General features: G+C 56.8%; 23 protein-coding genes and 1 riboswitch. Of the genes, 19 read left to right on the top strand and 4 right to left on the bottom strand.

The window, feature by feature from the left end; all coding sequences use genetic code 11:
- Window positions 1–8: 8 nt before the first annotated feature.
- From thiW to MTP41_RS04975, 6 genes are all read left to right on the top strand, one after another.
- Complete coding sequence (gene thiW, locus MTP41_RS05000) at window positions 9–524, top strand: energy coupling factor transporter S component ThiW (RefSeq protein WP_097776357.1); 516 nt, start codon at window positions 9–11, stop codon at window positions 522–524.
- A 15-nt stretch (window positions 525–539) separates the two neighbouring features.
- Complete coding sequence (gene thiM, locus MTP41_RS04995; RefSeq protein WP_249236326.1) at window positions 540–1361, top strand: hydroxyethylthiazole kinase; 822 nt, start codon at window positions 540–542, stop codon at window positions 1359–1361.
- Window positions 1348–1983: a thiamine phosphate synthase gene (thiE, locus tag MTP41_RS04990; RefSeq protein ID WP_249236325.1), complete on the top strand. Its 636-nt coding sequence runs from the start codon at window positions 1348–1350 to the stop codon at window positions 1981–1983. The genes thiM and thiE overlap by 14 nt, the downstream gene beginning before the upstream one ends.
- Window positions 1984–2185: 202 nt before the next feature.
- Window positions 2186–3496 carry a phosphomethylpyrimidine synthase ThiC gene (gene thiC / locus MTP41_RS04985; RefSeq protein ID WP_044953845.1) on the top strand — a complete coding sequence of 437 codons (1311 nt, stop codon included), beginning with the start codon at window positions 2186–2188 and terminating at the stop codon, window positions 3494–3496.
- Between the two features lie 132 nt (window positions 3497–3628).
- Window positions 3629–4009 carry a PBECR2 nuclease fold domain-containing protein gene (locus MTP41_RS04980; protein ID WP_249236324.1) on the top strand — a complete coding sequence of 127 codons (381 nt, stop codon included), beginning with the start codon at window positions 3629–3631 and terminating at the stop codon, window positions 4007–4009.
- 283 nt (window positions 4010–4292) lie between these two features.
- Entirely contained in the window at window positions 4293–5678 is a 1386-nt protein-coding gene (locus MTP41_RS04975; protein ID WP_005943194.1) for an alanine/glycine:cation symporter family protein, read from the top strand.
- Between the two features lie 52 nt (window positions 5679–5730).
- Here MTP41_RS04975 and brnQ read toward each other — a convergent pair whose 3' ends face one another.
- Window positions 5731–7011, bottom strand: a complete 1281-nt coding sequence (gene brnQ, locus MTP41_RS04970) for a branched-chain amino acid transport system II carrier protein (RefSeq protein WP_249236323.1) — start codon at window positions 7009–7011, stop codon at window positions 5731–5733.
- A gap of 351 nt (window positions 7012–7362) precedes the next feature.
- Between brnQ and MTP41_RS04965 the strand changes: the two genes are divergently transcribed.
- A complete protein-coding gene (locus MTP41_RS04965) occupies window positions 7363–8130 on the top strand; it encodes an ABC transporter permease (RefSeq protein ID WP_005943183.1) in 768 nt (255 codons plus the stop codon).
- Complete coding sequence (locus tag MTP41_RS04960) at window positions 8124–8699, top strand: ATP-binding cassette domain-containing protein (RefSeq protein ID WP_249236322.1); 576 nt, start codon at window positions 8124–8126, stop codon at window positions 8697–8699. Before MTP41_RS04965 ends, MTP41_RS04960 begins: the two co-directional genes overlap by 7 nt.
- Window positions 8700–8811: 112 nt before the next feature.
- Here the strand turns inward: MTP41_RS04960 and MTP41_RS04955 are convergent, their stop codons facing one another.
- Both MTP41_RS04955 and MTP41_RS04950 read right to left on the bottom strand, forming a co-directional pair.
- Window positions 8812–9570 carry a M23 family metallopeptidase gene (locus tag MTP41_RS04955; protein WP_249236321.1) on the bottom strand — a complete coding sequence of 253 codons (759 nt, stop codon included), beginning with the start codon at window positions 9568–9570 and terminating at the stop codon, window positions 8812–8814.
- A gap of 329 nt (window positions 9571–9899) precedes the next feature.
- Complete coding sequence (locus MTP41_RS04950) at window positions 9900–10610, bottom strand: Bax inhibitor-1/YccA family protein (protein ID WP_249236320.1); 711 nt, start codon at window positions 10608–10610, stop codon at window positions 9900–9902.
- Window positions 10611–10721: 111 nt separating this feature from the next.
- Here MTP41_RS04950 and hemW point away from each other — a divergent pair, with 111 nt between their 5' ends.
- The 8 genes from hemW (at window position 10722) to deoC (ending at window position 18425) form a co-directional block, all read left to right on the top strand.
- Window positions 10722–11804 (top strand): radical SAM family heme chaperone HemW, encoded by a 1083-nt coding sequence (gene hemW, locus MTP41_RS04945; protein WP_249236319.1) that lies wholly within the window; start codon window positions 10722–10724, stop codon window positions 11802–11804.
- A gap of 86 nt (window positions 11805–11890) precedes the next feature.
- Window positions 11891–13183 (top strand): NAD(P)/FAD-dependent oxidoreductase, encoded by a 1293-nt coding sequence (locus MTP41_RS04940; RefSeq protein ID WP_249236318.1) that lies wholly within the window; start codon window positions 11891–11893, stop codon window positions 13181–13183.
- 336 nt (window positions 13184–13519) lie between these two features.
- Entirely contained in the window at window positions 13520–14197 is a 678-nt protein-coding gene (gene cmk, locus MTP41_RS04935; RefSeq protein WP_154258973.1) for a (d)CMP kinase, read from the top strand.
- Window positions 14194–14805 (top strand): lysophospholipid acyltransferase family protein, encoded by a 612-nt coding sequence (locus MTP41_RS04930; protein WP_249236317.1) that lies wholly within the window; start codon window positions 14194–14196, stop codon window positions 14803–14805. The genes cmk and MTP41_RS04930 overlap by 4 nt, the downstream gene beginning before the upstream one ends.
- Before the next feature lie 3 nt (window positions 14806–14808).
- The gene (locus MTP41_RS04925; protein ID WP_118529006.1) at window positions 14809–16719 is read left to right on the top strand and encodes a bifunctional 4-hydroxy-3-methylbut-2-enyl diphosphate reductase/30S ribosomal protein S1; all 1911 of its coding nucleotides are present in this window, start codon (window positions 14809–14811) and stop codon (window positions 16717–16719) included.
- A gap of 248 nt (window positions 16720–16967) precedes the next feature.
- Window positions 16968–17588 (top strand): GtrA family protein, encoded by a 621-nt coding sequence (locus MTP41_RS04920; RefSeq protein ID WP_249236316.1) that lies wholly within the window; start codon window positions 16968–16970, stop codon window positions 17586–17588.
- A 21-nt stretch (window positions 17589–17609) separates the two neighbouring features.
- On the top strand, window positions 17610–17744 hold the full coding sequence (locus tag MTP41_RS15570) for a hypothetical protein (RefSeq protein WP_005944717.1): 135 nt from the start codon (window positions 17610–17612) through the stop codon (window positions 17742–17744).
- 15 nt (window positions 17745–17759) lie between these two features.
- Entirely contained in the window at window positions 17760–18425 is a 666-nt protein-coding gene (gene deoC / locus MTP41_RS04915) for a deoxyribose-phosphate aldolase (protein WP_118529008.1), read from the top strand.
- Window positions 18426–18773: 348 nt separating this feature from the next.
- On the opposite strand, the gene MTP41_RS04910 is transcribed toward deoC, so the two are convergent.
- Complete coding sequence (locus tag MTP41_RS04910; protein WP_154244678.1) at window positions 18774–19979, bottom strand: IS110 family transposase; 1206 nt, start codon at window positions 19977–19979, stop codon at window positions 18774–18776.
- Between the two features lie 341 nt (window positions 19980–20320).
- A riboswitch (SAM riboswitch) is annotated at window positions 20321–20419 on the top strand.
- A 118-nt stretch (window positions 20420–20537) separates the two neighbouring features.
- Here MTP41_RS04910 and metK point away from each other — a divergent pair.
- The 3 genes from metK (at window position 20538) to MTP41_RS04895 (ending at window position 23299) form a co-directional block, all read left to right on the top strand.
- Entirely contained in the window at window positions 20538–21692 is a 1155-nt protein-coding gene (gene metK / locus MTP41_RS04905) for a methionine adenosyltransferase (protein ID WP_120020500.1), read from the top strand.
- Window positions 21693–21778: 86 nt separating this feature from the next.
- Window positions 21779–22144, top strand: a complete 366-nt coding sequence (locus MTP41_RS04900) for a hypothetical protein (RefSeq protein ID WP_249236315.1) — start codon at window positions 21779–21781, stop codon at window positions 22142–22144.
- Window positions 22145–22156: 12 nt separating this feature from the next.
- Window positions 22157–23299 (top strand): ribose-phosphate pyrophosphokinase, encoded by a 1143-nt coding sequence (locus tag MTP41_RS04895; RefSeq protein WP_097776374.1) that lies wholly within the window; start codon window positions 22157–22159, stop codon window positions 23297–23299.
- The last annotated feature ends 31 nt before the right edge of the window (window positions 23300–23330 follow it).

Below are 23330 nucleotides of genomic sequence, written 5' to 3'. Positions count from 1 at the left end.
CTTGCCTTATGAAAAAACTCTCTGTGAAAAAGCTGGCGCTGGCCGGCATGCTGTGCGCTCTGTGCGTGGTGGGCAGCGTATTCAGCTTTCCCATGTTCGGCAGCAAATGTGCACCCATCCAGCACATGGTCAATGTGACCTGCGCGGTGCTGCTTGGCCCGTGGTGGGGCGTGGGCGTGGCCTTTGTGGCCTCGCTGCTGCGCAATCTGCTGGGTCTGGGCAGCCTGATGGCCTTCCCCGGCAGCATGTTCGGCGCACTGCTGTGCGGCTTTGTGTACTGGAAGACCAAAAACATCCTTGCCACCATGGTGGGCGAGGTGTTCGGCACCAGCATTCTGGGCGGCCTGTGCGCTTACCCGGTGGCCATCTTCCTCATGGGCAAGAGCGCCGGCGACATCGCGTTCTATGCCTACATCGTGCCGTTCCTCATCTCCACTGCAGTGGGTTCCATCATTGCGGGCGTGCTGGTGTACAGCCTGCAGCGCTCCGGCGCACTGCGCTCCATGCAGAACAGTCTTTCCTGACGGAGGGGCACCCGAATGTTCAAAACAGAATTCGAGAACCTGCGCCGCACCTGCCCGCTCATCCATAACATTACCAACTACGTCACCGTGAACGACTGCGCCAACATGGTGCTGGCCTGCGGTGCTTCGCCCATCATGGCCGACGATGCCGCCGAGGTGGAGGACATCACCACCATCTGCGGCGGTCTGAACATCAACATCGGCACCCTGAACAGCCGCACCATCACCAGCATGCTGCTGGCGGGCAAAAAGGCAAACCAGCTGGGCCATCCTGTGGTGCTGGACCCGGTGGGTGCGGGTGCATCCCGCCTGCGCACCGACACGGCTTTCCGCCTGCTCCGGGACGTAAAGTTCACCGTGATCCGCGGCAACATCTCGGAGATCAAAACGCTGGCCTCCGGCGCGGGAACCACCAAGGGCGTGGATGCCGATGTGGCCGATAAAGTTACTGAGGAAAATCTGGATTCTGCCGTGGCCTTTGCCAAAAAGTTTGCGGCTCAGACCGGTGCCGTTATTGCCATTACCGGTGCCATCGACATCGTGGCCGATGCCGAAAAAGCCTACTGCATCCGCAACGGCAATGCCATGATGAGCAGCATCACCGGTACGGGCTGCCAGCTTTCGGCCCTGACGGCGGCGTTCGTTACCGCCAACCCCGGCCATCCGCTGGAAGCCGCTGCAGCCGCAGTGTGCGCCATGGGCCTTGCGGGCGAGACCGCCCACAAGCGCCTGACCCCGCTGGACGGCAACTCCACCTACCGCAATTATATCATCGATGCCATTTACAATATGACCCCGGATCAGCTGGAAGAAGGAGCAAACTATGAAGTGCGATAAGCAGAACATGCTTCTGTATGCCGTCACCGACCGTGCATGGGTGGGAAAGCAGACCCTCTATGAACAGGTGGAGAGCGCCCTGAAGGGCGGTGTCACCTGTGTGCAGCTGCGTGAAAAAGAGCTGGACGACGAAGCCTTTCTGAAAGAGGCTGTGGAGATCCATGCTCTGTGCCAGCGCTACGGCGTGCCGTTCTTTGTGAACGACAATGTGGACATTGCCATCCGCTGCCACGCCGAGGGTGTGCACGTGGGGCAGGAGGATATGGCTGCAGCGCAGGTGCGCGCCCGTGTGGGCGAGGGAATGATGATCGGCGTTTCCGTCCACAGTGTGGAGGAAGCACGGGAAGCCGTCAAGCACGGCGCAGACTGCCTTGGCGTGGGCGCAGCCTTTGCCACCCACACCAAGACCGATGTGGACGTTCTGTCCCACGAGACCCTGAAGGCCATCTGTGATGCCGTGGACATCCCGGTGGTGGCCATTGGCGGCATCCACAAGGAGAACATCCTGCAGCTCAAGGGCACCGGTGTGGATGGCGTGGCCCTTGTGAGCGCCATCTTTGCAGCAGATGACATCGAGACCGAGTGCAAAGAGTTGAAAGCCCTGTCGGAGCAGATCATCTGACCGATCCCGCGGCAAACCGGGGACACCACCTTGGGCCGCGTTATAAAATTCATGGAGAAAACCAACATGAAAAGCGTATTTTGCGCAGGTGCCGGCATCCAGAACGTTCTGTTTTTTCTGAATGACGGCTGCCTTTCCCTACCCTTGTATGACCAGCACCCTGCTGTTCAGAGATAAACTGTCATTTGGAGGAACAGAGCGTATGCAGACTTATACTACCCAGATGGATGCTGCCCGCAAGGGCATCATCACGCCGCAGATGGAGATCGTGGCTAAAAAAGAGTATCGCACCACCGAGGAGATCCGCCAGTGGGTGGCCGAGGGCAAGGTAGCCATCCCGGCCAACAAGCACCACGAGTGCCTGAATCCCGAGGGTGTCGGCTCCATGCTGCGCACCAAGATCAACGTGAACCTTGGTGTCTCCCGCGACTGCAAGGACTACAACGTGGAGATGCAGAAGGTGATGAGCGCCGTCAACATGGGCGCCGAAGCCATTATGGATCTGTCCAGCCACGGCAACACCCAGCCCTTCCGCCAGAAGCTGACCCACGAGTGCCCGGTGATGATCGGCACCGTGCCGGTGTACGATTCGGTCATCCACTACCAGCGCGATCTGGCTGAGCTGACCGCACAGGACTTCATCGATGTGGTGCGCCTGCATGCAGAGGACGGTGTGGACTTTGTCACCCTGCACTGCGGCATCACCCGCAAGACCATCGAGCAGATCCGCAAGCACAAGCGCAAGATGAACATTGTCAGCCGCGGCGGCTCTCTGGTGTTTGCATGGATGAGCATGACCGGCAACGAGAACCCCTTCTACGAGCACTTTGACGAGATCTGCGAGATCTGCGCCGAGCACGATGTGACCATCTCGCTGGGCGATGCCTGCCGTCCCGGCTGTCTGGCTGACGCCACCGATGTGTGCCAGATCGAGGAGCTGGTGCGTCTGGGCGAGTTGACCAAGCGCGCATGGGCACACAACGTGCAGGTGATGGTGGAAGGCCCCGGCCATGTGCCCCTGAATCAGGTGGCTGCCAACATGGAGGTGCAGAAGAGCATCTGCATGGGCGCACCCTTCTATGTGCTGGGACCCCTCGTCACCGATATCGCCCCCGGTTACGACCACATCACCGCTGCCATCGGCGGCGCTGTGGCTGCAGCCAGCGGTGCAGCTTTCCTGTGCTATGTGACCCCCGCCGAGCATCTGGCTCTGCCCAATGTGGACGATGTGAAGCAGGGCATCGTGGCCTCCAAGATCGCTGCCCACGCCGCCGATATCGCCAAGGGCATCCCCCACGCCCGGGACATCGACGATAAGATGGGCGATGCCCGCCGTGTGCTGGACTGGGATGCACAGTTCGCCTGCGCACTGGACCCGGAGACCGCAAAGGCCATCCGCGATGCCCGCCTGCCGGAGGACGACCACAGCGACACCTGCAGCATGTGCGGCAAGTTCTGTGCCGTGCGCAGCATGAACAAGGCGCTGGCCGGTGAGTACATCGACATTCTGTAAAAATCTTCTGTTTTGCGCGCAGCAGCGCGCATCTTCCTCCGCCGCCCGGTATGACCGCCGGGCGGCTTTTGTTGTAATACGGCGAAAAATATGTTACAATAAATCAATTTGTTATGACAGGGGTGTGGGAAATTGGAAATGACCGTTCTGGGGAATCTTGATCCTACTCCGCTTACCGCATTTTTCGGGCAGCTGCAAACGACTGAAGTGATCGTTACGGACGAGCGCATTGCACACATCAAAGAGCGCCATCCGGAGGATCTTCTTCTGTTTGAGCAATATGGACGGGAGGCTGTGCTTTCTCCTGATTTGATCATTCGGGACAGCAAGCATATTGGAACAGTTTTTGCCGTGAAAAAACTGCCGGATACGAACCGGAATGTTGTTGTAAGGCTTGTGCTGGAAACCGATGAAGCGGGATTTAAGAATTCTGTCATGACATTTTACAGGCTCCGCGAACGTAACTTGAAAAAACTTCTGGAGAAGAACCAGCTGCTTTACACGCGGGAATAAATTTGCTATAATATGGGTAGGATAAGGTAGCGTTTGAAGTAGAGAATGTGCTGCTACACGCCCCTTGGGCCAAAAGAAATGCGGGAAAGGGCACACCCGCCAAATGCTACTCGATGGGGAACGGTTCAAATGCCGTTCCCCGTTCCTGTTTTAAGAGGTCCCTTACGGATCTCTTTTTTATTATCGATTATTTCTATCAATTTTTTAGAATTTACAATTCTTCTGTACTGTACTATAATAAAGTCAACAACTTCATTCACCCAAAGTACAGGAGGAATCTGTCTTGCTGGTAAATCTTATCGAATCCGTCTATCGCCTGCTGTGGGGCGACCTGTTCACCATCCCGCTGGGCGGCGGCATCGGCATTTCCTTCATGGTGGTGCTGCTGTTCACGGCGGGCATCTGGTTCACCTGCCGCACCCGTCTTTTGCCGGTGCGGCTGTTCCGGGATATGATCGCCGCCGTGTGCGAGAAAAAGCAGGGCAGGGACGGCCTTTCCTCCTTCCAGACGCTGGTCATTTCCACCGCCACCCGCGTGGGCATGGGCAATCTGGTGGGCGTGGTGGCTGCTGTTTCTGCAGGCGGTGCCGGTGCGGTGTTCTGGATGTGGGTCACTGCCATTCTGGGTGCGTCCACCTCCTTTATCGAATCCACCCTTGCCCAGAAATACCGCCAGCCCGACCCGCTATACGGCGGCTGGCGCGGCGGACCGGCTTACTATCTGCATGTGCTGGCGGAGCGCAGGCGCGGCAAAAAGCTCAAACGCTCTGTGGTAGCGGCGCTGTTTGCGGTGTCTGGCCTCATCTGCTGGTGCGGCATCAGTCAGGTGATCTCTAACTCGGTCAGTTCTGCGTTTGAAAATGCGTTCCATATTCCGCCGCTTACTACCACACTGGTGCTCACGGCCATTGCGGCGGTGATCGTGCTGCGCAAGAATGCCACCGTGAAAAGTCTGGACGTGATGGTGCCCATCATGGCGGTGTGCTATTTTGTCATCACTGTGGGCATTGTGCTGTTCAACCTGCCCAAGCTCCCGGCGGTGTTCGGGCGCATCTTTGCGGAAGCGTTCGGTCTGCGGCAGGCCGTGGCTGGCGGCTTTGGTGCTGTGCTGATGAACGGTGTCAAGCGCGGCCTGTTCTCCAACGAAGCGGGCAGCGGTTCGGCACCCTGTGCAGCTGCCGCCGCAGAGTGCGATGACCCGGTCAAGATGGGCTTTGTGCAGGCACTGGGCGTGCTGATCGATACGGTGGTGATCTGCAGCTGCACGGCCTTTTTGATGCTGCTGGTGCCGCAGGAGATCACGGAAGGACTTGCGGGCATGGACCTTTTGCAGACTGCCCTGCAGTACCATCTGGGCGGCTTTGGTGTCGTGTTCATTGCGGCCACGCTGGCGCTGTTCAGCTTTTCCACCTTTCTGGGCGTTTTGTACTATGCCCGCGGCAATGTGGCCTATCTGTGCGGCGACAACTGGTGGAGCCAGACCGTGTATAAGCTGATCGCGCTGGCCATGCTGGTGATCGGCGGTATGCAGGCCTACACGGTGGTGTGGGATCTGGGCGACGTGGGCATTGGCCTGATGACCATTTTCAACATGATAGCCTTGGTGCCCATGGCAAAGGAAGCGCTTGCCGCCCTGAACGACTACGAAAAACGCAAAAAACTGCAGTAAATAGCAAAGGCCCGGCTCCCTGTAACATGGGAACCGGGCCTTTCAGGTTATTTTATTGCAGATCAGATTTGTTTAAAAGCAGTCCGGCTGCCAGTCCCACCGCTGCAGGCAGCACCCAGCCAAAGCCCATGCTGCCCAGCGGCAGAGCGTTGGCGGCGGCAGATACTGCCCCCAGCGGCAGCGCAGCGGCGATGCTCTGCAGGGCGGTCAGGCCCATGCACAGCGGATACACCGCCCGGTGCTTTTCAAGGCCCGGCATAAAGGAAAGCAGGATCAGCACGATGGCTGCGGGATAAATGGCGTTCAGCACTGGAGTGGACAGCCGGATGATGGCAGCAAGGCCGAGGTTCGATACCAGCATACTGGCCACAGCAAAAAAAGCGGCAAGGGCAGGGTAGGGGATGTGGGGCAGAAGCTGATGAAAATACTGCCCCACGCAGGCGATCAGGCCCACGCAGGTGTTGAAGCATGCGATCACAAAAATGGCCGCAATAAGCACAAGGCCCGCCCGGCCGAACAGCGTTTGCGCCAGAGCGGTGAGCACCTCGGCACCGGTGGCAAGGCCCGGATACACCGTGCCGGTCTCGGCCCCGGCGTGGCCCAGCATGGCGTAGACCACCAGCATCAGCCCGCCTGCAATAAAACCGGCCCGGATGGTGCCGCCCTCCACGGCACGGCTTTCTGTGACACCCCGGGCGCGGATGTTCAGGGCGATGACCGCGCCAAAATTCAGCCCGGCCAGCGTGTCCATGGTCTGGTAGCCGTACAGGATGCCCTGCACAGCGGGCAGGGCTGCGTACTCTGCGCTGGGTGTGCCGTAGTGTGCCGCCAGCGGATGGATGAGACACCCGGCAAACAGCACCACGATGAGCACGATCAGGCAGGGGCAGAGGATGCGGCCCAGCCAGTCGGTAAGCTTTTCCGGCCGCAGCGCCACCAGAAAGGCCGCTGTAAAAAACAGCACCGAGTAGGCCAGCTGCAGCCCGGTACCGCCGCCTATCAGCGGCACCAGCATCTGGAAGGAGGTACTGGCGGTGCGGGGGATGGCAAGGCAGGGCCCGATGGAAAGATACACCAGAATGGTGAACACCATGGCGAACACCGGATGCACCCGGCCGGCAAGCTTATCCAGACCGCCTGCCCGTGCCACAGCCACCACGCCCGCAATGGGCAGGCCGACGGCGCTGACGGCAAGGCCCGCAAAGGCGGGCCAGAGGTTCACGCCCGCCTGCGCGCCCAGATGCGGCGGGAAGATCAGGTTCCCGGCTCCAAAAAACATGGAAAACAGTGTAAAGCCGACCAAAAGCAGATTTTTGCCGGAGAGCTTCTGCATAGGACAGACACCTCATTTCTTTCCTGCATCAAAGATGACAGAGATTTATATAGTTCAGTTTATCGTTTTATGTATTTCATGTCAAGAAAGAAAAACATGAAGAAAAGTAATGACAGGCATGATAAGCTCTTATGCATCATGATGCACGGGTCATTGGCGTTTGGAAAGAGATATGGTATTATAATGTGTAATGTAGAACTGAGCAGGCCATCAGGGCGCTTTCTCCGCGAAATTCGGGGCTTCCAGCTCCCGCCCTGTTGCCTTATGGCAACAGGGGCCTATCCTCGGATCATTCGCTGAAGAAACACCCTGCCGTCCTGCATTTATTTATAATCAGGAGCAGGTAAGTTTATGAAGCGACATAAACAATTTTTTCAGCGGCTGGGCGCTGCGGCCTTCTGGCTGGCGGTGTGGCAGTGCGCCGCCATGGCGGTGGGACAGGAGGTGTTCCTTGTTTCGCCGGTGCAGGCGGTGCGCACTCTTTTGCAGCTTTTGCCGCAGGCAGAGTTCTGGCAGCGGGTGGGTTTCAGCTCCGGGCGCATTCTGCTGGGTTTTGGGCTGGGCGTGGCCGTAAGCATCGTGCTGGCTGTGGCCGCACAGGCGTGGCACACGGCAGATGTGCTGCTTGCTCCGGTGCTGCAGCTGGTCAAAGCCACGCCGGTGGCAAGCTTTATCATTCTGGCGCTGGTGTGGGTGCGGGGGGCATCGCTTTCGGTGCTCATCAGCTTTTTAATGGTGCTGCCCGTGCTGTACGGTGCGGTGCGCACCGGCATCCAGAGCGCAGACCCACAGCTGTTGGAGATGACGAAGGTGTTTCGCCTTCCGCTGGGCCGACGGCTGCGGGCGGTGTGGCTGCCTGCGGTGCTGCCGGCCTTCCGGCAGGGATGCAGCGTGGCCCTTGGTATCTGCTGGAAGAGCGGCGTTGCCGCTGAGGTGATCGGCCTGCCCAATGGCAGCATCGGCGATGCACTCTACCGGGCCAAGATCACCCTTTCCACCGGGGAGCTGTTCGCATGGACGTTTGTGATCATCCTGCTCAGCGCCGGGTTTGAAAAGCTGTTCCTGCTGCTTCTGGACTGCGTGACCCGCGCCGTGACCGGGGAGGTGCCGCAATGCTGACCATCAAGCATCTGACAAAACAGTTCGGGGAGAAAACGCTTTTCCGGGATCTCTGCCTCACGGTGGAAGGCCCGGCGGTGCTGTGGGCACCCAGCGGCTGGGGCAAGACCACATTGCTGCGCATCCTCATGGGGCTGGAAGAACCCACTTCTGGCATAGTACAGGGCGTTGGCCGGGTGGCAGCAGTGTTTCAGGAAGACCGGCTCTGCCCGCAGCTGACAGCTGTGCAGAACGTGATGCTGGTATTGCCCGGCAGTGCAGAACAATACAAGGAGCAAATCATAAAAGATTTTCAACAGCTTGGCATGGATACTGCCGCACTGGCCCTGCCTGCAGCACGGCTTTCCGGCGGACAGAAGCGCCGCACGGCTCTGCTGCGGGCTTTGTGGGCCGCCAGCGATACGCTGCTGTTAGACGAACCCTTTACCGGCATGGACCCGGACACCCTTGCCGCTGCTGCGGCGCTGCTGCGGGAGCGCTGCGGAGAAAAGCCTGTCTTGCTGGCTACCCACGACCGCGAAGCCATCCGCCTTCTGGGCTGGCCGGTGGTTGAGCTGGAAAATGCCTGAGCCTGCATCGATCCTATAGAATGAAAAATCGGAAAGACCAGAACGGCCTTTCCGATTTTTTGCTGCTTGGAATATTTTACTGAAAAATACGCAGGGAATACAGCGAACTGCATCAGTTCAGCAGCTTTGCCGGGTCAAGGTACTGCTCACCCTGCAGTACTTCCAGATGGATATGCGTCTCCTCGGCGCATTCGTTGGGAATGCTGCCTGCACGGCCAAGTACCTGACCCACACTCACTTCATCGCCGGTCTGCACCGTGGGGTCGGCAGTGCCGCACACCCGCCACAGGTGCCCGGCGCTGTCCTCGATGCACACCACACTGCCCCAGCGGCTATCGGTGTCCACGGCGGTCACCTTACCGGCGGCGGGAGCACACACCTGTGCATCCTGCGCACAGGCGTAGTCCACACCGTTGTGGGTGCGCCAGTCGCCAAGGGTGCTGCTGTACACCAGCTCATCGCCGCTGTAGGCGTTCAAGACCCTGCCCGAGACGGGCTGCGTGGAGGCAGGCGCAGCTGAACTGCTGGCAGGCGAGGATGCGCCCTGCAGTGCGGAGGGTTCGTGCACCAAACCAGAGCCAGACTGCGCCCCAGAAGAGGACGCAGAGGATGCGGGCTTGGGTACATTTGCCGCAGATTCTGCGGCGTCGGTCACGGGCTGCTGCCATACATCGTCCTCCTGTGGGTCAAGGGTGAGCTGCGGCTCCGGTGCAGGTTCTTCCTGCGGGGTCGTCAGGTCGTCGTAGCTCTTTTTCAGTTCATCCCGCACGGTGCGCACTGCCCACACGCCCGCCGCTGCGGCTGCGACGAGACAGGCCAGCAGTGCCAGTGTAAAGCCCCTGCTGCGCAAAAACTTTTTGATCTGCTCCATTGTCGTTACTCCCATCTGCTGCATTGTGTACGCATTGCTTCTGGGCTTAGTGTGGGACAGCAGGGCAGGTTTTATGCATTCTTTTATTTAAATGCCCTTCGCGTTGCTCTGGGCATATTTAGAGGAAATGATATTTTGTAATATAGCAGCCCAGCCAGACCTGCGGGTCTGGCTGGGCTGCACTTTCACGGGAAGGGCCGCAGCCGGAAAATGCATCTTCCCTCTGTGGCCTTCTGTGTTGATACCCAGAGCGAAGCGGAGGATATTCTAAATGATATTACCAAATAAAAAGGCCCTCCCTTTTCGGGAGAGCCTTTGCGGATCAAAAATCAGTTGCGGCGGCGGCTGTTCATGCCCAGCAGGCGCACAACATACAGGAAGATGTTGATGAAGTCCAGATACAACGTCAGTGCGCCGTAGATAGAAGCCTTCTCGGCCAGCTCACCGTCATAGGCGTAGTAGGAGAACATCTGGCTCAGCTTCTGGGTGTCGTAGGCGGTCAGCAGCATGAACACCACCAGACCGACAGCGCTGTACAGCACCGTGGTGAGGAAACTCATGCCGAACAGCATGCCCACAAAGCCGGTGATGATGAGCGCGAACAGGCCCATCATCAGCTTGGGACCCCAGCCGGACAGATCCTTGTGGGTAGTAGTGCCGTAGACCGCCATCAGGCCGAAGTACAGCGAGGTGGCAAGGAAGGCCAGCACCAGAGTGCCCAGATCAAATACCAAGAAGTAGTAGCTCAGCACCATGCCGTTGAGCAGTGCATAGGCAAAGAAGGTGGCTCTTGCGCCGCCCACCGACATGTTCTGCACGCGGGAGCTGAGCACATACACCAACACCAGCTCTGCGATGGTGAACACCAGATACAGCGAGTTGACAAGGTACAGCAGCGGGGTAGCGGCTGTAACGAACGCCGCGGCAAAGGTGATGAGCAGGCCTACCGCCATCCAGCGATAGGTGCGGTTCATATAGTCAGCCGAGGTCATGGCAGGCTCCGTGTAGCCTCGATTGTAACCATTGTAGTTGTAATCCATATGGGACTCCTCCAGTCTCTTTCTGCCGGAACACTTTTTCCTTGCTCCGGTCTACGGAATATAGTATACTGCATAGAAATGAACGTTTCATGAAAAAGGCTGTGATATTGTATGTCTCTTGGGCTTTATTTACACATTCCGTACTGTTTTTCCAAATGCAGATACTGCGATTTCTATTCCCATCCCGGTGAGCGCGGCGTGCCGGAAGCTTATGTGGATGCGCTTTTGCGGGAGCTTTCCCGCTTTGCGCCGGAAGTACCTCTGCAGCCGGACACCCTTTATTTTGGCGGCGGCACGCCCAGCCTGCTGCGCCCGGAGCAGGCAAAACGGCTGATCGATGCGGCCCGGCCGATGCCGGGGGCCGAGATCACACTGGAAGCAAACCCGGAGACGGTGACGGAAGAAAGCCTTGCAGGCTTCCGGGAGGCGGGCGTGAACCGCATCTCTTTCGGGGTGCAGTCTGCCCGGGATACCCAGCTGCGCACACTGGGCAGGCCGCATACGGCAAAGCAGGCGCGGGCTGCATTTGCCGCCGCCCGGCGGGCAGGGTTTACGAACATCAGCGGCGACATCATGCTGGCACTGCCCCGCTACACCGAAGCTGAGTTTGACGAAACGCTGGAACTGATAGAGGACGGCGGAGCCACCCACATTTCCGCGTATCTGCTGAAGATCGAGCCGGATTCGGCCTTTGGAAAGCACCCGCCCGAGGGTCTGCCCACCGGCGACGAGGCGGCTGATTTTTACCTCTACGCGGTGGAGCAGCTGGAACACCACGGCTACAAACAGTACGAGATCTCCAACTTTGCAAAGCCCGGCTATGAGGGCAGACACAACCTCATTTACTGGGACTGCGGCGACTATCTGGGCCTTGGCCCGGCGGCGCACTCCTGTATGGGCGGCAGACGGTTCTACTACCCGCCGGACACCGCCGCTTTCCTGAACGATGCCGCCGCCCCGGTGATGGACGGCAGCTGCGGCGCAGAGGACTACCTTATTTTACAGCTGCGTCTGCGCAAAGGCCTTTCGCTGGATGCGTACAAAAAACTTTACGGGAAAGAATTTTCCACCGCACAGCTGGCCTTTGTGCAAAACTGCGTCCGGGCGGGCTATGCAAGCTTTGACGGCCGCACCCTTGCCCTGACCCCGGCGGGTCTCATCGTGCAGAACAGCATCCTTGCCCAACTATTGTAATTGGTAGAAATACGGCAGAACATTGCTTTTGCGTGTCGATTCTGGTATGATATACTCGTATTATTAGGCGATGGGAGAGAAAACGGATGGCGAAAGTATTGATCGTCGGCGCAGGCGCGGCAGGACTGATGGCGGCGGGTGCCGCCGTGCGGCAGGGGCATCAGGTGACGGTGCTGGAACACATGGACAAGCCCGGCCAGAAGATCCTTGTCACCGGCAAGGGCCGCTGCAATGTGACCAACGACTGCCCGGCAGAGGAATTTCTACGCCATGTGCGCACGAACCCGCGCTTTCTGTATTCGTCGCTGGGGGCCTTTCCACCGGCAAAGACCATGGAACTGTTCGAGGGCCTTGGCGTGGAGCTGAAGGTGGAGCGCGGCCGCCGGGTGTTTCCGGTGTCGGACAAGGCCGAAGAGATCCGGCAGGCTCTTTTGCGCTATGCGCAGGATGCTGAACTCGTGCATGACGGCGCGAAAAAGCTGCTGCTGGAAGAGGTGGTGCCGGAGCCGGAAGCAGCTCCTGCCGCACCGGAAAAACCGCGCCACCCCAAAAAGAAAAAGGCAGGCCCGGCACTGCGGTGCATCGGTGTGCGGGGCACCTCCGGCCGGGAGTACCGGGCGGATGCCGTGCTGGTGGCCACCGGCGGCGTGAGCTACCCCACCACCGGCTCTACCGGCGACGGCTACAAACTGGCCCAGCAGGCCGGGCACACCCTCATCGAGCCGGTGCCCAGTCTGGTCAGTCTTGTGAGCCATGACGCGGACTGCAAAAAGATGATGGGCTTGGCGCTGAAAAACGTCACTCTGACCCTGTTCGAGGACAGCAAGGCCATTTTTGACGAGCAGGGCGAAATGCTGTTCACTCATTTTGGCATCAGCGGCCCGCTGACTTTGAGCGCATCCAGCCATCTGGGCGACATGAAAAAACACAAGTATCATGCAGAGATCGACCTCAAGCCCGCTCTCAGCGAGGAGCAGCTTTATGACCGCATCACGCGGGATTTTGCCCTGCTGGCAAACCATGCGGCGCAGGGCGCGCTGGTAAAGCTTTTGCCGTCCAGTATGCAGCCGGTGATGGTGGCGCGCTGGGGCATCGATCCGGCTACCAAGGCAAACCAGATCACCCGGGAGCAGAAGAGGGAGCTGGTGCAGCTGATAAAGCACTGGCGGGTGTCCATTGATGCCCGGGGCGATCTGGCCCACGCGGTGATCACCAGCGGCGGCGTGTCCGTGCGGGAGGTGGACCCCAAAACCATGCAGAGCAAAAAGGCGATGGGCCTTTACTTTGCAGGCGAAGTGCTGGATGTGGATGCCTATACCGGCGGCTACAACCTGCAGATCGCCTTCTGCACTGCACAGGCATTTGCAAATCATCTATAATTACAGATAAAACAATTTTAAATGCCCTCCGCGCTGCTCTGGGCATATTTATAGGGATAGATTTTTTTGATTTGTATTTTGAAAACGACTGCGGTCGTTTTCAAAATACGTTTTCACAAAAAGGGTTGTTGCCGGGATAGTCTCACAGACCGCTGCGCAACTGTTCCTGAAGGGAACGAGCAGCAATGCAGTCCTCCGTTACGACCCCATCCGGTGAAAATGTGTTTGGAGCGCTCCGCAGAGCGCAAAAATATTAAAATGATTTTCCGCTGAAGATGGCCAGAGCGTGAGCGGAGGCCATTTTAAATCGTTCAGTTTAAAAAGGAGAGATACAACATGGTATCTGTTGCGATCGACGGGCCTGCAGGTGCAGGCAAATCTACGCTGGCACGCCGTCTGGCGGCTGAAATGGGCTATATTTATGTGGATACCGGTGCCATGTACCGCGCCATCGGCCTGTATGCCCTGCGCGCAGGCAAGGACCCCAAGGACAACGCAGCGGTCAACGCGCTGCTTCCCCAGATCGAGCTGCGGCTGGCCTCCATTGAGGGCGAACAGCACATTTATTTAAAGGAAGAGGATGTGAGCACCGCCATCCGCACCGAGGCCGCAGGTATGGCTGCCTCTGCCGTGGGCGCAAACCCGACTGTGCGCGCCTTTCTGCTGGAACTGCAGCGGGATATGGCCAAAAAGCAGGACGTGCTGATGGACGGCCGCGATATCGGCACGGTGGTGCTGCCGGATGCCACGGTGAAGATCTTCCTTACCGCCACGCCGGAAGCCCGCGCCACACGCAGGTGGAAAGAGTATCAGGCCAAGGGCATCGATACTCCCTATGAAGAGGTGCTGGCCGACGTGAAGCAGCGGGACTATCAGGACACTCACCGTGCCGCTGCACCCCTGAAGCAGGCGGACGATGCCGTGCTGCTGGACACTTCGGAGCTGGATTTTGAACAGAGCCTTGCTGCAATGAAGAAAATCATTGCGGAGAAAGTGAATAAAACGATAAAATGATATTATATTACATCTTAGTGCCCTTTGCGTGGCTTTTGTGGCATATCGGCTTCCGCATCCATGTAGAGGGCCGCGAAAACCTGAAAAAGGTGAAGACAAAGGGCTGCATCCTTGCACCCACCCATGTCTCCGCCATCGACCCGGTGTTCATCGTGGTCACCCGGTGGGGCAGGCGGATGATCGTGTTCGCCAAGAAGGAACTGTTCGAGATCAACGGCTTCCTGACATGGTTCTTCCGGTGCTGCGGCGCGGTGTGCGTGCGCGGCACAAAGGATGAAATGGCTGCCATTGAGCAGACCGTAGAAAAGTGCAGAAACGGCGAAACACTGCTCATCTTCCCGGAGGGCACCCGCGAAAAGGACGGGAAGCTTCTGCCGCCCAAGAGCGGACTGTTCGTCATTGCGGCGGGGGCCGGGGTGGACGTAGTGCCCTGCCGCATCCTGTACGATACGCCGGATGGAAAAATGCACCTGTTCTGCAAAGTACGGGTGATCTACGGCGAGCCGATGCCTGCAGAGCAGTTTGCCATGGAGAGCCGCCGCGACACCAAAAAGCTGCGTGCCAACAAGCAGGCCCTGCTGGATGCGTGGGAAAAGATGGGGGCGTAAAAGATGGAGATCCGAGTTGCCAAAACGGCGGGGTTCTGCTTTGGTGTCAAGCGGGCGGTGGACCTGACCTATGGCCTGCTGAACGAAGGCTGCAAGGTGGCCACCCTCGGCCCGCTGATCCATAACCCGCAGGCTGTGGAGGATATGCAGAAAAAGGGTGCCCTTGTGGCGGATGCCATCGCCGATGTGCCCGCCGGGTACGAGGCGGTCATCCGCAGCCACGGTGTGCCGCGCACTGTGTACGACGAGCTGGATGCGCGCGGCATCACTTACCATGATGCCACCTGCCCCTTCGTGCAGAAGATCCAGCGCATTGCCGCCGAGGCCGAAAAGGCGGGGGCGGTGCTGCTGGTGGCAGGCGACAAGACCCATCCGGAGGTGCAGGGGATCGTGGGCCACACCCGCGGAGAGGTGTTCGTTTTTGCCGATCTGGCCGAGTTGAAGGCATGGAAAGGCCCCTCTGACCCGCAAAAACCCCTGTTTGCAGTTGCACAGACCACATTTCAGGTTACAAAATGGCAAGAAAGTTCGGAGTTTCTCAAAAAAGCCTATACAAACGCCCGAATTTTTGATACAATATGTAATGCGACGTGGGCGAGGCAACAGGAAGCGGAAGACCTCAGCCAAAAATGCGACATCGTTGTTGTCATTGGCGGTCATCATTCTTCCAATACCCAAAAGCTGGTACAGGTCGCCGCAAAACACACGCGTGCCGTAACGGTCGAGACAGCGAGCGAACTTCGGCCGGAATGGTTTGCAGATGTTAAAGTGGCGGGCGTGACAGCCGGGGCTTCAACGCCATCGTCTATTATTGAGGAGGTACTTAACAGTATGAGCGCAGAAATCAATGACAGCATGAGCTTTGAGGAGATGCTGAATGCATCCGAGGAAAAGCGTGTTCATGCAGGCAGTATTGTGAAAGGAATCGTGACCAGCATCTCTGCCAACGAGATCCAGGTGGATATCGGAGCGAAGCAGACCGGCTTTGTCAAGCTGAGCGAGCTGACCGATGATTCCTCCGCCAAGGTCGAAGACCTGGTGAAGGTTGGCGATGAGCTGGACCTCATCGTCGAGAAGGTTATGGATCAGGATGGCGTCATCCAGCTCTCCCGCAAGAAGCTCGCATCTCGCAAGGGCATGGAAGAGATCGCTAAGGCCGCTGAGTCCGGCGAGGTCGTCGAGGGCGATGTCACCGAGTTCAACAAGGGCGGCGTTGTGGTCAACGTCAAGGGTGTCAAGGTGTTCGTTCCTCGTTCTCAGGCTACTATGCGCCGTGATGAGGACTACACCGCTCTGGTTGGCCAGCACGTTCAGCTGGTTGTCACCGAGTGCTCCGGCCGCAAGATCGTCGGCAGCATCAACAAGGTGACCGCTGAGCAGAACAAGGCAAAGCGTGAAGAGTTCTGGGCAAACGTTGAGGTGGGCAAGACCTACACCGGCGTTGTCAAGAGCCTGACTTCTTACGGTGCATTCGTCGATATCGGCGGTGTGGACGGTCTGTGCCACATCAGCGAGCTGAGCTGGAACCGCATCAAGCATCCTTCCGAGGTCGTCTCCGTTGGCGACACCATCGAGGTGTATGTGAAGGATATCGACACCGAGAACCACAAGGTCTCTCTGGGCTACAAGAAGGCCGAGGACAACCCCTGGGAGCAGCTGAAGAACAACTACCCCATCGGCAGCACCTTCCATGCTCCGGTCGTCTCCCTGACCAAGTTCGGTGCATTCGTCCGCATCCTGCCGGGTGTGGATGGTCTGGTCCACATCAGCGAGATCAGCAATGACCGCGTTGAGAAGGTCTCTGACGCACTGAAGGTCGGCGATATGGTCGATGTGAAGCTGCTGGATGTCGACTTCGACAAGAAGCGCATCAGCCTGTCCATGAAGGCCCTGCTGAACGACGACGCTGAGTAATCAGCCTTTCGTTCGGAAGAAAAGCTTCTGACACAATGCGATCAACAGCCCCGTTGCCGGGAAAACGGCGGCGGGGCTGTTTTTGTTAAGGGAGAAACCCTTCTCAGTCACGGCTTGCGCCGCGACAGCTCTCCCGAAGGGCGAGCTTTTAACAGTGAGCAAAAAAGTTTGAGGAAAACTGACAAAACCTCTCCCTTTCGGGAGAGGTGGACGCGAACAACGTGAGCGGACGGAGAGGGTTATTTTTTATGATAAAATTTTTCAAGAAACACTGGGAAGTGCTGAGCTATCTGGTTTTCGGCGTGCTGTGCACCCTGCTGAACATTGTGCTGTATGCGCTGTTCAACAAGCTGTTTGGCTATACAGCCGCCAACAGCTGGGGCAATGTGCTGGATAACATCATCTGCATCTTGTTTGCCTACTGCACCAACCGCGCCTTTGTGTTCCACAGCAAAACGCAGGGCAAGGCCATGGCGAGAGAATTTGGTGCATTTGTCACCTGTCGTCTGGGTACAATGCTGCTGGACACCGCAATTATGCTGGTGCTGGGCAATCTGCTGGCTGCGCAGGGTGCAGCGCTGATGGACGAGCTGATGCAGGGGGTGCTGAGCGTGGTGGCCCACTGGCTTAGCCCGGATACGGCCATCCAGATGGCAGCCTCTTATGCAGGCACACCGGCGGGGGTCACGGATGGCTCTGCCGCCATTGCCGTCATCGGCGGTGCAGACGGCCCCACGGCGATCTTTGTTACCAGCCGCTACAATGCGCAGGCACTGTGGGGCCTTGCCGTGAAGGTCTTTTCCAATGTACTGGTGATCGTGCTGAACTATGTGTTCAGCAAACTCATCATTTTTAAAAAGAAAAAATAATTTTTTAGGAGGTACGGTTTTATGAAGCGTGGTCTGAAAGGTTTTGCATTTCTGGTCTCCGGTCTGGTGCTGGGCATCATTGGTGCAACGGTCTCTGCAACTGCAATTGCCCTGAGTGCTGTCGGCATGGCAAAGGTGCGCCGTGCCAGCAAGTAAAAAGGAGAAACAAACATGACTCGTGAAGAAATTCTCTCCCATGTCGATCACACCCTGCTGAAGCCGGAGGCCACCTGGCCCCAGATCCAGACCCTGTGTGACGAAGCCATTGCCAACCACACCGCATCCGTCTGCATCAACACCTGCTACGTCAGGCAGGCTGTGGAGTACATGGCGGGCCGCATCCCGGTATGCTGCGTGGTAGGCTTCCCTCTGGGTGCCATGGATACCGCCAGCAAGGCGTTTGAAGCCAAGACGGCCATTGAGAATGGTGCCGCCGAGGTGGACATGGTCATCAACATCGGCCGCCTGAAGAATAAGGAGTACGATGCCGTGCGCGAGGACATCCGCGCCGTAAAGCAGGCGGTGGGCGACAAGGTCCTGAAGGTCATCATCGAGACCTGCCTGCTGACTGACGAAGAAAAGGAAAAGATGTGCGATATCGTCTGCGAAGCAGGCGCGGACTACATCAAGACCAGCACCGGCTTTTCCACCGCAGGTGCCAACTTCCACGATGTGGAGCTGATGGTCAAGGGCGTGCATGGCCGCTGCAAGGTCAAGGCTGCCGGCGGCATCTCCACCGTGGAGGATATGGAGACCTTCCTTGCGCTGGGTGCTGACCGTCTGGGCACCTCCCGTGCCGTCAAGATCCTGAACGGCGAGCAGGCAAAGGGCTACTGAGCAAATTTTATGGAAAAGGCACGGCTGAGGCTGTGCTTTTTCTTTTTTGGGACCGCAAAAGCTCCATCAATTTCAGAATAATGTCTAAAGACCTGCTAATAAAAGTCAAGTCCCAAAACAAGAAAATTCGCTAACCGACCGCTGCCCATGACAAACAGTATTCAAATGCTGGTCAAAACACAGCGAGGGCGACGGAGGGGATAGCAAAGCAAGCCCAGCCAGCCCTCGCAAAATCAGGATAGCATTTGAATGCTTCGGTTTGTCAAGGGTTCGCTGCGCCAGCTAAGCGGTTCTTTGAATTCAGCTCAGGCTCAAGAGGAAATTACGACCAAAAACAAATATCCATGCTTATTTTGAGTGTTTGGAGTCCATTACAGCTTTCACTCTAGCATAATAGATTCGCAAGAACTTGTTGGCTGAAGCCATCATGTAAACTTTGTAGGGTTTTCCCTCAGAGCGCTTTTTGTTCATGAATTGAAAAACCGGCTCATCCTGAGGTTGTGTCTTCAAGATGACAGTCATAATCAGAAAGAGCGTCCTACGTAGAACAGCCGAACCCACTTTACTAATTCCGCTATCGTTGCCCACAATCTTGCCAGAATCATTTGGCTGCGGTTCAATTCCTGCAAATGCAATGAGTGATTTCTTGGATGAGAAACGACGGACATCTCCGATCTCAGCCATCAGTTGAGGACCGAGAGAAGGGCCGACGCCGTACATTTCCATCACAGTATCAAATTCCGGAAGCTGTTGAGAAAGGCGAAGCATCTCCTGCTGGAATGCAGCCACGGACTGAGATACGGCTTTCAGCTGAGCGACCTGTTGCTGAATAAGGAGTTTTGAGGTTGGGGATTTTGGAAGAGAAGCAGCATTGACTGCACAGGCATAGATCGTATCCGATTTTGAGCGAGTGAAATTATATCCGTGCTTCTGACACCACTTTAAATACTTTTTAGCAAAGGCATCAGAGGAAAGGCTTGAAACACACTCACTGTGCCAGAAGTCTCCAATGAAATCGACCCATTTTTCGCACCCGTTGCTCTTTGCGGGGCTTGAAAATAGCTTGTTTGCATCTGGAAAGGTCAGGTCAAGAGATGAGATCAGATTATTCTTCAGCATAGTACGAACTGCCACGGCTTGCTGGTACTGACGATAACAATTCTTCAAAGCCAGCCGGGTATCATCTTCGGGAAGATACTGTCGTAGCCGTGTCCACTTGTCGAGCGTATAGTTGGCGATTTTAACAGCGTCTTTTCTATCCGTTTTGACACGTCTTAAACTGTTGTTGTCATAGTCATGAATCAGAACAGGATTGACTACGGAAACGAATAAGCCCGCATCGTGTAAAACGAAAGCAACTGGTTTGTGGTAATTCCCGGTGGCTTCCATGACGACACGGGTCTCTCCGTCCAAAGCTTTGAGCTTCCCAGCCAGATCGTTCAGGCTTTGGGCGGTGTGTAAAACTTCAAAGGGTTCGAGTACTACTTCTCCAAAGGGGCGCATGACGCAAACCATGCTCTTTCCTTTGGAAACGTCAATGCCTACAGCGTTCATAACGGTTCCTCCATTACTTTGTATTTGCAACCGGAATCCATCTTTTACTCGTTGCCGATTCAATCTATTGGGTGACACGAACGCTCCGCTTGGCGGGTGGCTCAACCTGCTTAAAACGAATGCTACAACAAGAGAGATGGTCAACTGTCTTTAGAACGGGCGTAGAAGCCCAGAGAATGATGCGTTAGCCGATTACTCTCTTATTGTAGCTTAGGTACGAGTTGGAATGGAATATGGCTGGCTGCCATATCCGGTTCCATGTTTATTGTAATAAAGAGTGATACTCTTCTTGACAATCTGACGAAGCAATGATAGAATACTGAACGTACCAACTGAATACCGACTTATCAAGAGCGGCTGAGGGGACAGGCCCTGTGAAGCCCGACAACCTGCGCGTGAGCGCAAGGTGCCAAATCCTGCGGGAAACCGAGAGATAAGAGTGCAACGCTCAGAGCTTTCGGGCTCTGGGCGCTTTTATTTTTCGCGCAAAAAAGCTTGAACGGAATGTTGGAGCAAGAAATACACACCCTGCTGTAAAAACTTTAGGAGGCAAAACAAATGGCAAGACACCTGTTTACTTCTGAGTCCGTCACCGAAGGACATCCCGACAAGATCTGCGACCAGATCTCGGATGCCATTCTGGACGAAATTCTGACCCACGACCCCGATGCCCGTGTGGCCTGCGAGACCTGTGCATCCACCGGCCTTGTGCACATCATGGGCGAGATCACCACCAACTGCTATGTGGATTTCCAGAAGGTCGTCCGCGAGGTGGTGGCAGATATCGGCTACACCCGCGCAAAGTTCGGCTTTGATGCCGACACCTGTGCTGTCATCTCCAACATCGACGGCCAGAGCCCCGACATCGCACTGGGCACCAACGATCAGGTGGGCGGTGCAGGCGATCAGGGCATGATGTTCGGCTATGCCTGCGATGAGACCCCGGAGCTGATGCCTATGCCCATCAGTCTGGCTCACAAGCTGGCAAAGCGCCTGACCGAGGTGCGCAAGAACGGCGAGATGGACTATCTGCGTCCGGATGGCAAGAGCCAGGTCACTGTGGAGTACGATGAGAACAACAAGCCCGTGCGTGTGGATGCTGTGGTCATCTCCAGCCAGCACAGCGAGAGCGTCAGCATGGAACAGCTGCGCGCCGATGTGATGGAAAAGGTCATCAAGGCCACCATCCCCGCTGAGCTGCTGGACGAGAACACCAAGTACTATATCAACCCCACCGGCCGCTTCGTTGTGGGCGGCCCGCAGGGTGACACCGGCCTGACCGGACGCAAGATCATCGTGGACACCTACGGCGGCTATGCCCGTCACGGCGGCGGCGCCTTCTCCGGCAAGGACCCCAGCAAGGTGGACCGCAGCGCAGCCTATGCGACCCGCTGGGTGGCAAAGAACATCGTGGCTGCTGGTCTTGCCAAGCAGTGCGAAGTGCAGGTGGCATATGCCATCGGCGTGGCAAAGCCTGTGTCCATCATGGTGGATACCTTCGGCACCGGCACCGTCTCCGATGAGAAGATCGAGCAGGCTGTGGAGAAGGTGTTCGACCTGACCCCCGCCGCCATCATCCGCGAACTCGACCTGCGCAAGCCCATCTACCGCAAGCTGGCTGCATACGGCCACATGGGCCGCGAGGATCTGGGCGTGAAGTGGGAGAACACCGACCGCGTGGATGCGCTGAAGGCTGCTGTTGCTGCTTTGTAAGCGGAACACAAAAGCACCTATCACTATCATATAAAATAAGAAGGCATCTGCAACGATCGCTTCTGAGTTTCAGAAGAGCAGCGAATTTGTTGCAGGTGCCTTTGTTTTTAGCGGTTTTGTCAGAGGGTACAAATGGGCGAAAACAGCAGAATCTCCGCTGCCTGACACACTGCATTTTTGTCTCCCGGAAGAACGATCCCGGGAGGCTGCTCAGACAAAGAAAAGTCCTACTTTTCCGCGAAAATCAGCCGAAATTTGCGAAATGGCAAAGAATTGGCTGTCTTTTTGTCGAAAACACACAGTCTCTGTTTGAAAAAGGTAAAACAGATGTGCAAGGCGCAGAAAATGTGAAGGTGAAACAAATTGATATGGCGCAAATGTCAAATTGTGATAAAATAAAAGTAGATATGCACTTTCGTGTGACGATCATTCGGATTGTACAGCAGCAATAAGGAGTTGTGATTATGTCCATTGAAATTTCCCCGAAGTCGTTCTTTGAGCAGCCCAGCGTGGCGGATATGCGCCTCATCGCCTGCCCCGGTGCGGAGGAACTTACCGGCCTGATCGATAAGCACCTGACCCGCTGGGCCAGAGAAGCCGGCATCGATAAGGAGACCTTTATCATCCCCTGCGACTGCCCCCGCTTCCAGAGTGGCGATGCCAAGGGTCTGGTGAAGGAGTCGGTGCGCGGCGACGATATCTTCATCGTGGTCGATCCCGGCAACTACAGTGTGACCTACAAGCTGTTCAACTACGAGAACCACATGTCTCCGGACGATCACTTCGCCAACCTGAAGCGCCTGATCCAGGCAGTGGCCGGCAAGGCACACCGTGTGTCGGTCATTATGCCCAGCCTGTACGGCGGCCGTCAGCACCGCCGTGTGGTGCGCGAAAGTCTGGACTGTGCTGTGGCCCTGCAGGAGCTGCAGACCATGGGTGTGCGCAACATCATCACCTTTGATGCTCATGACCCCCGCGTGCAGAACGCTGTGCCCCTGATGAGCTTTGATAACGCAATGCCCACCTATCAGGTGCTCAAGAGCCTGCTGAAGAAGGACCCGGACATCTCCTTTGATAAGAGCAAGTTTACCGTGGTCAGCCCGGACGAGGGCGCGATGAACCGCAACATGTACTTCTCCAGTGTGCTGGGCTGCAATCTGGGCATGTTCTATAAGCGCCGCGATTACACCCGCGTGGTGAACGGACGCAACCCCATCGTTGCCCACGAGTATCTGGGCGAGAGCGTGGAGGGCAAGACCGTCTTCATCGCGGACGATATCATTGCTTCCGGCGAGAGCATGCTGGAGGTCGCCGGCAACCTGAAGGAGCGCGGTGCAAGCCGCATCATTGCAAACGCTACCTTCCCCCTGTTCACCAGCGGTCTGGAGAAGTTCGACAAGGCTGTGGCCGAGGGCAAGCTGACCTATGTTGTGGGCACCAACCTGACCTACCGTATGCCTGAGCTGCTCACCCGTGACTGGTATGTGGATGTGGATGTTTCCAAGTACGCTGCATACTTTGTGGTGGCTCTGAACCACGACATGTCTGTTTCCAGCATCATCGATCCGCTGAAGAAGATCGAGAATCTGCTGGCAAGCCGCAAGTAAGTTTAATACGAAAAAGGCTCTGCATCCTTGC

Source organism: Faecalibacterium sp. I4-3-84 (assembly GCF_023347255.1).
In the GTDB taxonomy this organism is placed as follows: domain Bacteria; phylum Bacillota; class Clostridia; order Oscillospirales; family Ruminococcaceae; genus Faecalibacterium; species Faecalibacterium taiwanense.
The sequence above is the reverse complement of the archived record's forward strand: the minus strand, read 5'-3'. Positions and strand labels throughout refer to the sequence as shown.